We start from the raw sequence: 12,133 nt of genomic DNA, 5'->3' as shown, positions 1-12,133 counted from the left end.
TGTTTTTCACGCCACGCCGGGAAGGGCACGAACTGTGGCGCTTTTTTTGTGATAATTTCCGAAGAAATATATACTATCGTGACATGCAGGAGATTGTATGGCGAAGAACCAGCGTGCGGATGCAAAGAATCCCAACAACCCGGCGCAGAAAGCGGCAGTGGACAACAAAGCGAATCAGCTCAACCCGAACAACAAGGCCACGAAGTCGGGCAAGGGGAAGAAGTGAGCAGGAAAAAAAACACAATCCATTTCTCAACGGGGTCACAGGTACGGGGATGAGGGACCATCCCCGGACTCTCCGTCATACCGGAAAAATTATCTCTGTTTCTTCCCGCTCGCACAGACATTGAAAGCGAGATAAGAGAGGTTCTTCTCGACGAAAGGCTCCGCCTTCTGGACGGCATCGAAGATCGGCTTTTTCATGTTCACGTGGGCGAAGGAACAGCGGTGGACCTTCACGTCGGTAAAACCCGCCGCAGAGAGGAGGTCGTGCATCTGCTCGTCCGAGTAGTAGTGCTCGCCGAAACTCCCGACCCCGATGCGGCCCCAGTGCGCCTTCTCACCGAGACGGTAGATCGCCGGCAGGACCGACGTGAAGACATTGTGGCCGAGGGTGCAGATCGCGATCCGGCCGCCGGGCCGGAGGACCCTGTATGCCTCGGCGAGCATCGCCGCCGGTTCGGGGACATAACTGAAGGCGAGGATGCTCGACACCGCATCGAAAGACGCGTCCCTGAAGGGGAGGCGGTCGGCCGTCCCTGCCACGACATCGTCCAGGTGGTTCTGGTGGCGGGCCGCCTTCACCATCTCCGGGGAGAGGTCGAGGCCGACCGCCGTCCCGCCGCCGACAGAGAGGTAGTGCTGCATGAACAGGCCCGTCCCGCAGCCGAGGTCAAGGAGGTCGCCCCCTTTCGGGAGACAGTTCATTACGTGGTCCCTGATATGGCCATGATACCGGCTCCCGACGTCGCCGCCGTAGCGGCTGTCGTAGACCCCGGCCACACCGTCGTAGTGTTTCTGGATCTTCTCATAATTACGCTTCAGATGAATACCTCCCGAGAAATTCGTGCAAGAAGGGCATTGATCTGGATAAATTCATTGCCGCCTCTCCGTATCAGGAGGTCGGCATCGGCAAGGGCGACGGCGACCCGCGGGTCGTTATAGGCGCGGTCGGCCGCCCGTGAAAGTTCCCTGACCACTTCTTCACCGGTCAGGCCGTAATCGATGAGCAGCGCCTCGGTGCGTGCCTCCGCCCCGGTGAGGTCGCCCTTCATCAGCGCCCCGAAGACCGAGGCCGCCACGTTCTCCGTCTCGGACGCAGCCGTGTCAGCGAGGTCCACGTGTCCCTCAGACTCGACGGAGACCTGGAGGAGGAGGATGGCACGACGCAGGTCGCCTGCCGCCGCCGGGACGATGAGGTCGAGGTCGTCGGCAGAGACCCTGTCGGCAGGGACGCCTTCGGCCTTCAGGACCTCTTCGAGGCGCCGCCGGACCACGGCGTCAGGGACAGGGCCGAAGGTGAGGGGGAGACACCGGGAGGCGATCGCCGGGATGATCGCACTGCCATTCGTCGTCAGGAAGACGAACCGGCACGTCCCGGAGGAGCGTTCCATGATCCGGCGGAGGCCCTGCTGGGCCGCCCGCGTCAGGGCGTCAGCCCCTTCGAAGACGATCAGCCTGAACGCCGTGTCGAGAGGCCTGATCCCGGCGTACCACTTCACGACATAGGTGAAGTTCGAGAGGACGCTCTCGTCCTTGCGGTAGAGGTGCGCAAAACGCTCGTCTGTCTCCAGGTACTTCCGGCCCTGCTCGAAGATGTCGGCGGTGGGGAGGACGGTCGTGTTCTCCTGCCAGTGCACGCCATACAGCCGCCGGGCAAGGGCCTCGACAGCGACGCTCTTTCCGGTGCCGGGCCTGCCGACGACGAGGAGGTGAGGGACGTTCCCGGCCTCAGCCGCCGACTCCAGGGTCCGCACCACGCTCTCCTGCCCGAGGATGCCGGAGAACTCGGTCGGCCGGTATTTCTCACTCCAGAGCATCGTTGATCACCTCAAGGTGCCTGACCATCCCGGCAAGCGCCTCTTTCAGGAAGACGGTGTTGTTAACGGACGAGGCGATCCTCCGGGCCTCCTCCGGGGTGAGAGAGAGGCAGGCGGCGGTGATCGCGGGGACGGCCCGCGTCACTTCGTCCACGACCGCGAGGGTCGCGGTCCGCGCCGTCCGCGAGAGGGGGTTTAAGTCGATGGCGATGACGTCCTTGCCCATCGCCCTCAGGGCCTCGCACCGGTCGCCGTCCTCCAGGGGGACAAGAACCAGGTCGGCGGCCCCGATGCCGTCGCGGAGGCAGAGCGCCCTGTCGTGGGCGAGGGGGATGAGGCGTTCCGACGTGCCTGTGAGGACGTCCACGCCGTGGGACCGGAGGAGGGCGGTAATCTTCTCCATCCTCTCCTCTGTCCTGTGGAAGAGGTTCACCTCGACGGCCGCACCGCTCGCCTCCTGGAGGGCGGCGATCTGGTGGGCACAGAGGGCGGCCGTGTTCCCGTTCACCGAGATGACCGGGCGGCGGGCCGAGAGGAGCATCGCCGCAGCAACTTTTTCGGCGCGAGCGGCGCTTTCCGTCGTCTTCTCGCCGAGGAGATAGTCGAAGGCCTCGCCGCGGCCCTGGGCGATCAGGCCCTCGGGGGCGAGGACGCCCTCCCGCATAGCCGCGGCCAGGCGGTCGCGGACGACGAGGGCGGCGTAGCGGGGGTGGTCCTTCGGGATGGTCGTCATGGCCGCACCTCCAGGAGGCGGAAACCCTCGCGTGCCACCCCGAGGGGGATAGGGTCGCCGAATGCGGCGAGCACCTCGCCCGCCTCCTCCCCGGCGGCAAAGACGCCGAGGCCAAGCATTGTCATGCTCGCGGGCACGCCGGCGTCGTCGCACGCCGCAAGTGCCGCCCGGACTTCAGGCGGGATAAGGCCGCTCTTCTCGGCAAAGGAACGGGAGAGACGGAAAAAGTCGGCGAGGTCTTTCGGGCAGGTGTCGGGGCAGGCGTCGGCGACCTGCGCCAGCCTGTCGGCCGACCCGAGCACCTCGGGCGAGGGCAGGGGGCCGAAGGAGAGGGCCCAGACAGTCTCGTCAAGGGAGACCCGCGTGATCGCCCCGGTCGTCCCCGGCGTCCGCCTGCAGACAAGTCCGCCGCCCTGACAGGCGGCGACGTCGCCGAGGCCGGTGTTGTGGACGACCTCGGTCCGGTGGGCGAGGGCGGCGATCGCGGCCCTGTCCATGCCAAGGTTGAAGAGGGCGTCGAGGGCGGTGATCGAAGAGAGGAGGGCGGCCGCCGAGAGGCCGAAACCGGCGCCGATCGGGAGACGGCAGGAGGTCTCGACCCGCGCCGTCACCCCGAGTTCGTGCATCACATATTCAAGCGGGGCCGACCCTGTCGATTCGGCCACGACCTCGCCGCGGGCGCCGAGGCACCTGACAGCCACCGACGGGACGGCAGAAGCCGAGGCGACGGCCCGCACACCCTCGTCGATGACGATACCGGCACCGAGACTGCCCGTCGTCTCCGGCGTCGCCCCGGAGACCTTCCTGAAATAACCTGAGATGTGTCCGGGGGAGAAGGCTACAGCAGTGCGGACCATATCGCCTCTGCCACCTCCTCCTTCGTTCCTGTAACCTTTCTCCTCGAATCCTTTTTCATAAGCACAAACTCCCCGCCCGCGGCCCCCATCGCCGGCGGTGTATTCACAACGACCATGGCGGCGCCGGCGTCAAGCATCGCCGCGGCCCTGGCCTCCTCGTCCCACCCGAGTTTGAAGGCGACGACAGTCCCGGGAAAAACCCGGAGAACGGCGTCGAGCACCTTGGGGAGAGGGCGGAGCGCGATCTCCACCGGCGCACCGCTCGGGATCTTCCCCGCCGCCCGTGCGGGGGCGAAGTCCGAGACCGCCGCCGCCGAGAGGTAGTAGTCGGCACCCTTCCCGACCTCCGCGAGCACCGCCTCCATCATCTCGCCCGCCGTCTCGACGTGGACGTTCCCGACGCAGGGGACGTGCCCGGCATGGACGACCGTCACCTCCGCCCCGAGGCGATAGGCTTCAAGGGCGAGGGCGCGGCCCATCTGCCCGGTGGAACGGGTGGTGAGCACCCGCACGTCGTCCACGGGTTCGGCGCAGGCGCCGCTCGTGACCACGACGCGTTTTCCGGCAAGAGGGCGGCCGAGGAGGGTGCGCTCGACGTGGAGGGCGATCTCCTCGATACCGGCGATCTTCGCCTTCTCCTCCTCGATCCTGGGCGGGACGACGTCGATGCCCCAGGACTCCAGTTTCGCCAGGTTCTCGATGACGCCGGGGTGGCGGTACATCGACTCGTGCATCGCGGGCACGACGACCACCGGCATGCGGCGGCCGAGGGCGGTCGTCGCAAAGGTGGTGACAGGCGTGTCGTCGATGCCGTGGGCGATCTTTCCGATCGTGTTCGCGGTGCACGGGGCGACGAGGAGGAGGTCGGCGCACCCGCCTTCCCCGCAGTAGAGGACGTGCTCCACCATGCCGGTGCAGCGGGTGATAGCCGCCCGGCCCGTGGCGTAGGTGAGGGCGTCGGGGTGGACGATCCCGCAGGCGGCCGCGCTCATGACCGCCTGCACGACGGCGCCCCGCCGCCTGAGTTCGTGGGCGAGCCGCACCGTCTCGACGGCGGCAATGCTGCCTGTTACCGCCAGAACGATCGTTTTTCCTTCAAGTCTTCGTCCGCCGCTCATCCGAGCACCACGTCATGTACGACATGCCATATATGTGGCCCATATTTCTTTACTTTACGGGTGGAGACCGAGGCCGAGAACCCGGCCGCCGCGGTCGCAGTGTCGATCGCTGACCGGGCGTCACCGAGGGCGTGGAGGTGGAGGACGGTGCCGGCCTTCGCATGGGCGAGGGCGTCAGGGAGAAAAGAGGGGGCGTCGAAGTGGCCCATCACGATCCGGTCGTAGGTGCCGGAGAGGAGGTCGCGGCAGTCGCCGCACTCCGGCCTGACCCTGTCTGCAAGCCCGTTCTCCTCCACGTTCCGCCGGAGGAACCCGAAAGAGACGGGGTTGATCTCCATCGCATGCACCGACGCACCTGATGCGGCCATCGGGAGGGTGAAGTAGCCTATCCCCGCGAACATGTCGGCCACCCTCTCGCCGGGCCGCACCGCCCTCCCCATGCGGGCGCGTTCTTCCAGGTTTCCCTGGGCGAACATCACCTCGGCCGGGTTGAGCCAGTACCAGAGACCGTTCTCGTGGTGGCGGACGGGATGAGGCTCGCCGTGGAGCACCTCGACGGCCGGGAGACGCCTGACCCCGTCGATCGCCCGCAGGTAGAGGATGCAGGCCGGGCGGCGCCAGGCGAGGATCTCCTCCACCTCGGCCGGGGTCGGGCGGGCACCGTGGAGGACGGCGGTGTCGCCGATCATCTGGAAAGGGCGGCCGCGGTACGGCCGTCTCTCAGGGAGGTCGAGGTCGGCGGGCCAGCCGTCACGCACCGGGACATACGCCGTGTCGCCCTCGACATAGGGGCGCCGCACCGGGTCGGCCCACGCCTCCCGCACTGCTGCGGCGAGGTCACCAGGTGAGACCTTTCGCACCCGCATACTCATCCGACAAGGACGAACTGCCCGGCCTCGGTGTCGCGGAGCACCAGGACGGTCCCGCCTTCCTCGGGGTGGAGCCAGGGGACGGCCCGGCACTCCACCGCACCCTGCGTCTTCGGGTCCAGGATGCCGATAATGTCGTCGTACAGGTAGGCGACAAGGGCGGACTCGGCGTCGCCGACATTGCCGACGAGCCTTTCCGCCTCCTCCTCGGAGATGAACCGCACCGTCCCGTCCTGGAGGTCGAAGGCCTGGAGTTGCCCGTGCCCGGTCTGGCGCACCTCGAGGTACCGGCCTTTCTGGACGACGACGTCCCCCTTCTGGTAGCGCGGCAGGCGGACCAGGAAGGTGATCCTGAAGAGTCTCTTCCCGTCCTTCTCGCCGACGAGTTTCGGGTGGGTGGTGAGACGGCCGCCGAGGGCGCCGGCGATGTCGCTTGCGATCACCTGCCCCATGGGGTTCGAACCGACGACGACGTCGAGACCGTCTTTCGTCTCCTCGATCTTCGAGACGAAGGAGAGGCGGTCGCCGCCTTCCTGCAGGACGTTCTCGGTCTGCTCGGCGATGTGGGTGGCGATCTCAAGTTCGCGCACGCTCGGCCGCCGGCCTGTCGCCCGCACCTGCACGATCCCCTCGTAGTAGCCGCCGCTGATCCTGTTGCACCGGTCGCACTGCTCCTTACGCCAGACAATCTTCGTCGTGCACTCGCCTGAGACCGGGACGCCGTACAGGGTGCCGGAGACAGTCATGTCGGCGACCGTCCTGTTCGGGCTCGGGTCGCGGGAGGAGATGGCGATCTCCGACCCCCGCACGTCGGCGTGGAGGTGGACGGCGGAGAGGGCGAGTTGCTGGATGAGAGTCTCGCGGTCGACCACCGTGTCGCTCCAGGTCTTCCCGTGCTTCTGCGACCCGCAGACCGGGCAGTAGATGCTCTCCACACGGGGGTCGCAGATGAACCATGTCGTCTCGGCGGCCCGGCACTCATTACAGAGGCCGACCGATTCCTTTCCGCAGCGGGGGCAGACACTTGGCAGTATCTCGACCATGTTCAGACCGCGAGGATGAAGGCGTGCGGGACGCCGCAGATAGTCATGTAACTTGCCTCGGGGACCAGTCCCATCGCCACGGCGATGCCGACCGATTCCTTTCCGATCAGGTTTGCGTTGGCGGCGTTTTTGAGCGCGGCACGCACCTCCTCCCCGGTGGCGTGCGTCGTTCCGTAGAAGTCCCCGTTGATTTGGATGCAGAGATCACCGTCGCGGAGGGTGGTGTTGAGCAGGTCGTCGTCGCAGACGGCCACCACCTCACCGGTGGGTGTCCGGTGGATCTTGAGGTACATTATGTACTCTATTGTCGGGGTCGGATAAAAAAGGGAGGCTGGCGTCAGAGGGTGATCTCGACGCCGTACACGGCGGCGGGTGTTTCAGCATGGATCCGCCAGGCGTCGTCTTCGGTGATCGCACCGCCCTCAAGGAGGTGGCGGGTGACCCGCGGCACGGATTTCGGGCCGAGGACGGCGCCGGGTCTGCTGTTCTCGTCCATGTAGTCGGTCTCCATGGTGAAGCGCCGGCCCGCCCTCGCCATCTCCGCAAGTCCGTCCTGCTTTGCAAGGAAGGAGGGCATGAGGGGGGTGTCAGGGGTGGCGTAGTGCTTGACGACCCGGCCGGGGTCCATGCCGGCTTTCTTTGCGAGGTCGACGATGTCGGCGCAGGGCCCGCTCTCGGCGTGGACCTGGAGGGCGCACCCGAGGTCGGCGGCGAGTTCGAGGGCGTGGACGAGCACTCTCTCGGAGGCGGCGGCGACCTCCCCGGTGACCGGGAAGTGGGGGCGGCCGCTCTTGAGGCCGACTGCCCGGCCTTCGGCAACGAGGCGGGCGGCGACGTCGAGGCCGGCGCAGGCGAGGGACTCGGCGGCCGCAAGGCCGAGGCGGTCGGCGTATTTCAGCACCTCGATCGGGTGGACGCCGAGGACGGGGAAGACGGTGATGCCGGCGCCTGTCCTGACGAGGTCGGCGATCCGCAGGGTCTCCTCGAAGGAGGCGGCGAAGTCGTCGGCGGTCGTCGGGCAGATGCCGAGGGAGTAGGCGGGCAGGGAGACGTAGAAGACGTGCGTCCCGCCCGCCCTCTTGAAGTCCTTCGCCGCCTCCACGCCCCTGCCCCTGTGGGGGTTGAAGTGGATGTGGTCGTCGGTGATCGGGGTTTCAGGGAGTTTCATCGATGGACCTGATGGACATGAGGGGGTACGCGCCGGTGTAGTCGAGGGTGGCGACGCACCGGGCTTTCCCGTAGACGGTGGTGATCTCCACGGAGAACATCGCACCGGTGAGTTCTGAGTAGCCGTAGGGGTTCGCGGTCATGAGGTCGCGGTTCAGCCGCACCCTGATCGCCGTCACGTACGGCTGGAGGCCGACGGCCTGCTCGATCGCCGTCTCGACGCTCGACGCCGTCGCCCGTGAGATCGGGGTGCCGACCCACTGGTGGTACAGGGCGCCGAGTTTGATCCCGGCCTCGAAGACCGCCTGTTCACGATCCGAAATCATGGAAGAAAGTTTGAGGGGAGGAGGGATGAGGGTTTCGACCGGGGCAGGTGCGGGGGACAGACCATGCCATTCCCCCCCGGACACAGGACAGGCGGGGGTCTGCAATTTCCCCTCTCTTGAATATCCTGCTCGCTCTTCCCATGCTCCATGGTGGAGGAACGAGACGGCCATACAACAATGGTGGGGGGACCGGCAAAATCAGGAAAAGGTCTTCAGGGTGAAGAAATGAAGAGAGTGCCGGCCACCCGCCGTTCCATAAGAGTGGAGTGGGGAATGAAAGAACAGAGGACCTGAGAAGAGAGAGAGTGTCACCCCGTCCCTCTCCTGCCAGGGACGGGGGGATGACCCCCTCGCCCCGGCACAGGAATATCCGTCACCCGGCCTTCAGATGATGATGGCCTGGGTCTTCTCGTCCTTTTCGTCGTCGAAGTCGGTGACGGCCGCTTCGGTGGTGAGGAGCATCCCCGCGATCGAGGCGGCGTTCTGGAGACCGCTCCGCACGACCTTCGTCGGGTCGAGGACACCGGCGGCGACGAGGTCTTCGAAGCAGTCCTTCTTGGCGTTGTAGCCGACGTTCGCGTTCTTCTCGGCACGGACCCGTGCGACGATCTCGGCGCCTTCGACGCCGGCGTTCGCCGCGATCTGGCGCATCGGTTCTTCAAGGGCGCGCCTGACGATGCTCGCACCGATCGCCTCGTCGCCTTCGAGTTTCAGGCCGTCGAGGGCGTTCTGCGCCTTGAAGAGGGTGACACCGCCGCCCGCAACGACGCCTTCCTCGACAGCCGCCTTGGTGGCGTTGAGGGCGTCGTCGATCCGCATCTTCGTCTCCTTCTGCTCGGTCTCGGTCGCGGCCCCGACACGGATCACGGCCACGCCGCCGCCGAGTTTGGCGAGACGCTTCTGGAGGTTCTTCTTGCGGTACTCGGTGTCGGCGATCTTGATCCTGGACTCAAGGAGAGCCTTCCTCTCCTCGATCTCGGACTTCGCACCCTTCCCGCCGACGATCACGGTCTTGTCGTGGTCGATCCTGATGTTCCGGGCATGGCCGAGCATCGAGTCGGTGAAGTCCTCAAGTTTCAGCCCTTTCGCCTCGGAGATGACCGTCGCACCGGTGAGGACGGCGATATCGTCGAGGATGGCGTTCTTCTCCTCGCCGAAGCCCGGGGCCTTCACGGCGCAGACCTTCAGGGCGCCGCGGATGACGTTGAGGATCAGGGCGGCCTGGGCGTCGCCGTCGACGTCGTCGGCGATGATCACGAGGGGCTTGCCCTCGGACGCCGCCATCTCCAGGGCCGGGACGATCTGCTTGACGGTCGAGATCTTCCGGTCGGTGATGAGGACGGCCGGGTCTTCGAACTCGCAGACCATCTGTTCCTGGTCGGTGACCATGTACGGCGAGATGTAGCCGCGGTCGAACTGCATGCCCTCCTCGACGGTGAGGGTTGTCTCCATTGTCTTCGAGTTCTCGACGGAGATGACGCCGTTGTAGCCGACCTTCTCCATGGCATCGGCGATGAGGGTGCCGATCTCCTCGTCGTTGTTGGCGGAGACGCTGGCGACCTGGACGATCTTCTCCTTATCGTTCACCGGGATGCTCTGCTTCTTGAGGCCGTCGACCACGGAGGCGACGGCACGGTCGATGCCGCGCTTGACTTCGACGGGGTTTGCGCCGGCGGCGATGTTCTTCATCCCTTCGACGAGCATCGCCTGCGCCAGGATCGTGGCGGTGGTGGTGCCGTCGCCTGTGGTGTCCTGGGTCTTCGAGGCGACTTCCTTCACGAGTTTCGCCCCCATATTCTCGAAGCGGTCGTGGAGGCTGATCTCCTTGGCGATGGTCACGCCGTCGTTGGTGACGAGGGGTTTGCTCCCCCGGTCGAGGACGACGTTGCGTCCCTTCGGGCCGAGTGTGATCTTGACGGTGTCAGCGACCTTGTTGACACCGGCGAGGAGTGCCTTCCTCGCGTCTTCCCTGAACATGATCTGCTTGCTTGATGATGCCATAGATTATTCACTCCACCTTTGCAAGGATGTCCTTCCACTCGACAAAGAGGTGCTTCTCGCCGTCGATCTCGATCTCTTCGGCAGAATATCCTCCATATATGACATGGTCCCCGGCAGCGATGGGGAGGGGGCGCCCGTCTTCAAATGTGCCGACGGAAACGACTGTCCCTTCTTTCCGCTTCTCCTGTGCAGAGTCAGGGAGATAAATTCCGGATTTTGTCTTTTCCTCGGACCTCTCCTGCTTGATAAGAACTCTTTCACCGATAGGCTGGATTTTTGTCATTGTATCATGTCCGGGATCCTGTTGCAGGATCTACTAGTATGGTGGTTTGCAGTTCTATATATAGTCTTCGTGATTCGATCGAAATGATTTCAATTCACTATATATGATATCGGTTCAAACGGGATGGTACATGTTCTTCGGGGTGTCACCATGATCGACCAGCGCATCTCCCTCAGGGCCGTCGAAAGGCCGCAGGCACCGGGGACTGAAGAGAACTTCTCCTGGTTCTGCGAGAGTCTCGGCCTCACCCACGGGCGCGACCTCGACACGACGGCGGAGAGGGTCGTCCTCCAGATCCTGGAGGAAGTCGCGGAGGAACCCGGCGTCTCGTCGGCGAGGGTCGCGGAGAGACTTGCGATCACGCCGGGGCGGGTGAACCACCACGTGCGAAACCTCGTCGCCACCGGTCTCCTGTACCGCAGAAAAAAACTCATCTACCTGCGGGGCGGGAGTCTTGCGGCCGCGGTGGCGGAGATGCGGAAGGACGCCGACCGGATCTTCGACGAACTCGGTGCGGTTGCGGAGACCCTCGACAGGGAGATAGGCCGGCGCTGAGAGAGGGGGTCAGGAGAGAGCGGGGACAGAGGCCGCGACCCGCCTGATCGCCGCCGGCCCCCTCATACGGGCACCCACTCCCCGCTCTCGCCCGGTCCTCCGGGTTGATACCTGCTGACCGTCGCCGTCACCGGCACCGGCCCGGCCCCTGCCGGCACGGTCTCGTCGACGCCGGTGAGGTAGCGGTCTTCGGGCATGCCGTGAAAGATGCCGCCGCCGGTGGCGAGTCTGAGGTTGAAGGAGACCTGCGCCGTCGACGCAAGGCCGTCGACAGCCACCACCGTCAGGTAGCCGCCGTCGACCTCCCCGACGACAGGCGAGAGGCGTTCCCGCAACGGGCGGTCTGTCCCGTTGATCCCGGTCTCGAAACGGTAGAACCCGGCGTCGATGTCGGTGAGGGCCTCCTCGCCGGTGGTGAAGGCGAGCATCTCGCCGCGGTCTGTGCTGGCGATCGTTGTCGTCCAGGCGCCGAAGGTCTGGTTTACAAGAGAGGACTCGGGGTAGAGGAGGCCGCCGTCGTCAACAGGCAGGGGGACGAGGACGGTCGTGGCCCCGGTGCCGGTGCGGCCTGCAAGCCCGGTCACGGCGACGGTGTAGGCGAGAGAACCGGGGTATACCTCAGGCCATGCGGCGAGGAGGAGGACGCCGAAATAGGCGGCGACGCAGAGGATGAGGCCGACGAGAAGGGAGACGGCGATCAGGCGCACCGGCTGTCCCTGCCTGTATGCGAGCACGGCGAGGACCGCCGCCGCACCGGCGCCGCAGAGGAGGGCGAGGTCTGCGGCGGCAGGGAGAGCGCCCGCAAAAAAGAGGAGGTAGCCGAGAGCGGCGAGGGCGAGGACGGCCCCCGCAGCCCATGCAGGGACCATCCGCTCCACTCAGCGCCTCCTGTCAGGGTAATCGGCGGGCAAAACATTTGTGATTGCGGATCTGCCACGCATACGCGAGACATCGGCAGGGGATTATAAAAGTCTTCTGTGCGGACCGTCTATCTATCAGCGGTCTATCATCGGCCCGGTTATGAGGGGTGAGACACCGGCCGCAGAACCAGAGGCAGTACTCTTCTCTCTAATCTCATCCACCCCTCCGGACCTCAGTCACGGTCGAGACCACCCGCCCTTTCTCCTCATCGACCAGGAAGT

Annotated in this window: 15 protein-coding genes; 2 read left to right on the top strand and 13 right to left on the bottom strand. The window is 65.5% G+C overall.

Annotation, left to right across the window (positions count from 1 at the left end; all coding sequences use genetic code 11):
• Positions 1–97 precede the first annotated feature (97 nt).
• Positions 98–226, top strand: coding sequence for a hypothetical protein (locus tag Q0520_RS03025; protein WP_298666434.1), 129 nt, complete (start codon positions 98–100; stop codon positions 224–226).
• A gap of 89 nt (positions 227–315) precedes the next feature.
• Here Q0520_RS03025 and Q0520_RS03020 read toward each other — a convergent pair whose 3' ends face one another.
• From Q0520_RS03020 to groES, 12 genes are all read right to left on the bottom strand, one after another.
• Entirely contained in the window at positions 316–1,023 is a 708-nt protein-coding gene (locus Q0520_RS03020; protein ID WP_342765234.1) for a class I SAM-dependent methyltransferase, read from the bottom strand.
• Between the two features lie 17 nt (positions 1,024–1,040).
• Positions 1,041–2,039, bottom strand: coding sequence for a replication protein C (locus Q0520_RS03015; RefSeq protein ID WP_298666431.1), 999 nt, complete (start codon positions 2,037–2,039; stop codon positions 1,041–1,043).
• Positions 2,026–2,772: a 4-phosphopantoate--beta-alanine ligase gene (locus Q0520_RS03010; protein WP_298666429.1), complete on the bottom strand. Its 747-nt coding sequence runs from the start codon at positions 2,770–2,772 to the stop codon at positions 2,026–2,028. Before Q0520_RS03010 ends, Q0520_RS03015 begins: the two co-directional genes overlap by 14 nt.
• The gene (locus Q0520_RS03005) at positions 2,769–3,629 is read right to left on the bottom strand and encodes a pantoate kinase (RefSeq protein ID WP_298666426.1); all 861 of its coding nucleotides are present in this window, start codon (positions 3,627–3,629) and stop codon (positions 2,769–2,771) included. Before Q0520_RS03005 ends, Q0520_RS03010 begins: the two co-directional genes overlap by 4 nt.
• Entirely contained in the window at positions 3,611–4,747 is a 1,137-nt protein-coding gene (gene coaBC / locus Q0520_RS03000) for a bifunctional phosphopantothenoylcysteine decarboxylase/phosphopantothenate--cysteine ligase CoaBC (RefSeq protein WP_298666423.1), read from the bottom strand. Before coaBC ends, Q0520_RS03005 begins: the two co-directional genes overlap by 19 nt.
• The gene (locus Q0520_RS02995) at positions 4,744–5,613 is read right to left on the bottom strand and encodes a class I SAM-dependent methyltransferase family protein (RefSeq protein ID WP_298666420.1); all 870 of its coding nucleotides are present in this window, start codon (positions 5,611–5,613) and stop codon (positions 4,744–4,746) included. The genes coaBC and Q0520_RS02995 overlap by 4 nt, the downstream gene beginning before the upstream one ends.
• 2 nt (positions 5,614–5,615) lie before the next feature.
• Positions 5,616–6,659: a 60S ribosomal export protein NMD3 gene (locus Q0520_RS02990; RefSeq protein WP_298666417.1), complete on the bottom strand. Its 1,044-nt coding sequence runs from the start codon at positions 6,657–6,659 to the stop codon at positions 5,616–5,618.
• Between the two features lie 2 nt (positions 6,660–6,661).
• The gene (locus Q0520_RS02985; RefSeq protein ID WP_298666416.1) at positions 6,662–6,952 is read right to left on the bottom strand and encodes a DUF424 family protein; all 291 of its coding nucleotides are present in this window, start codon (positions 6,950–6,952) and stop codon (positions 6,662–6,664) included.
• A 44-nt stretch (positions 6,953–6,996) separates the two neighbouring features.
• Positions 6,997–7,827, bottom strand: a complete 831-nt coding sequence (locus Q0520_RS02980) for a TatD family hydrolase (RefSeq protein ID WP_298666413.1) — start codon at positions 7,825–7,827, stop codon at positions 6,997–6,999.
• Complete coding sequence (locus tag Q0520_RS02975) at positions 7,814–8,152, bottom strand: dihydroneopterin aldolase family protein (RefSeq protein ID WP_298666410.1); 339 nt, start codon at positions 8,150–8,152, stop codon at positions 7,814–7,816. Before Q0520_RS02975 ends, Q0520_RS02980 begins: the two co-directional genes overlap by 14 nt.
• A 384-nt stretch (positions 8,153–8,536) precedes the next feature.
• Entirely contained in the window at positions 8,537–10,153 is a 1,617-nt protein-coding gene (gene groL, locus Q0520_RS02970; protein WP_298666407.1) for a chaperonin GroEL, read from the bottom strand.
• Between the two features lie 7 nt (positions 10,154–10,160).
• Positions 10,161–10,436 carry a co-chaperone GroES gene (gene groES, locus Q0520_RS02965; protein WP_298666405.1) on the bottom strand — a complete coding sequence of 92 codons (276 nt, stop codon included), beginning with the start codon at positions 10,434–10,436 and terminating at the stop codon, positions 10,161–10,163.
• A gap of 123 nt (positions 10,437–10,559) precedes the next feature.
• On the opposite strand from groES, the gene Q0520_RS02960 reads away from it, so the two are divergent.
• On the top strand, positions 10,560–10,991 hold the full coding sequence (locus tag Q0520_RS02960; protein ID WP_298666402.1) for a winged helix-turn-helix transcriptional regulator: 432 nt from the start codon (positions 10,560–10,562) through the stop codon (positions 10,989–10,991).
• A 62-nt stretch (positions 10,992–11,053) separates the two neighbouring features.
• Here the strand turns inward: Q0520_RS02960 and Q0520_RS02955 are convergent, their stop codons facing one another.
• Positions 11,054–11,869: a hypothetical protein gene (locus Q0520_RS02955; protein ID WP_298666400.1), complete on the bottom strand. Its 816-nt coding sequence runs from the start codon at positions 11,867–11,869 to the stop codon at positions 11,054–11,056.
• Positions 11,870–12,133: the final 264 nt, after the last annotated feature.

Origin of the sequence: uncultured Methanofollis sp. (assembly GCF_937919355.1) — an archaeon.
GTDB lineage: Archaea > Halobacteriota > Methanomicrobia > Methanomicrobiales > Methanofollaceae > Methanofollis.
This window is presented reverse-complemented; position numbering and strand designations above follow the sequence as displayed.

Excerpts from the sequence above, each read along its gene's own strand:
- Q0520_RS03025 (WP_298666434.1), top strand. The coding sequence starts at position 98 with ATGGCGAAGAACCAGCGTGCGGATGCAAAGAATCCCAACAACCCGGCG.
- Q0520_RS03015 (WP_298666431.1), bottom strand. The coding sequence starts at position 2,039 with ATGCTCTGGAGTGAGAAATACCGGCCGACCGAGTTCTCCGGCATCCTC.
- Q0520_RS03010 (WP_298666429.1), bottom strand. The coding sequence starts at position 2,772 with ATGACGACCATCCCGAAGGACCACCCCCGCTACGCCGCCCTCGTCGTC.
- Q0520_RS03005 (WP_298666426.1), bottom strand. The coding sequence starts at position 3,629 with ATGGTCCGCACTGCTGTAGCCTTCTCCCCCGGACACATCTCAGGTTAT.
- coaBC (WP_298666423.1), bottom strand. The coding sequence starts at position 4,747 with ATGAGCGGCGGACGAAGACTTGAAGGAAAAACGATCGTTCTGGCGGTA.
- Q0520_RS02995 (WP_298666420.1), bottom strand. The coding sequence starts at position 5,613 with ATGCGGGTGCGAAAGGTCTCACCTGGTGACCTCGCCGCAGCAGTGCGG.
- Q0520_RS02990 (WP_298666417.1), bottom strand. The coding sequence starts at position 6,659 with ATGGTCGAGATACTGCCAAGTGTCTGCCCCCGCTGCGGAAAGGAATCG.
- Q0520_RS02985 (WP_298666416.1), bottom strand. The coding sequence starts at position 6,952 with ATGTACCTCAAGATCCACCGGACACCCACCGGTGAGGTGGTGGCCGTC.
- Q0520_RS02980 (WP_298666413.1), bottom strand. The coding sequence starts at position 7,827 with ATGAAACTCCCTGAAACCCCGATCACCGACGACCACATCCACTTCAAC.
- Q0520_RS02975 (WP_298666410.1), bottom strand. The coding sequence starts at position 8,152 with ATGATTTCGGATCGTGAACAGGCGGTCTTCGAGGCCGGGATCAAACTC.
- groL (WP_298666407.1), bottom strand. The coding sequence starts at position 10,153 with ATGGCATCATCAAGCAAGCAGATCATGTTCAGGGAAGACGCGAGGAAG.
- groES (WP_298666405.1), bottom strand. The coding sequence starts at position 10,436 with ATGACAAAAATCCAGCCTATCGGTGAAAGAGTTCTTATCAAGCAGGAG.
- Q0520_RS02960 (WP_298666402.1), top strand. The coding sequence starts at position 10,560 with ATGGTACATGTTCTTCGGGGTGTCACCATGATCGACCAGCGCATCTCC.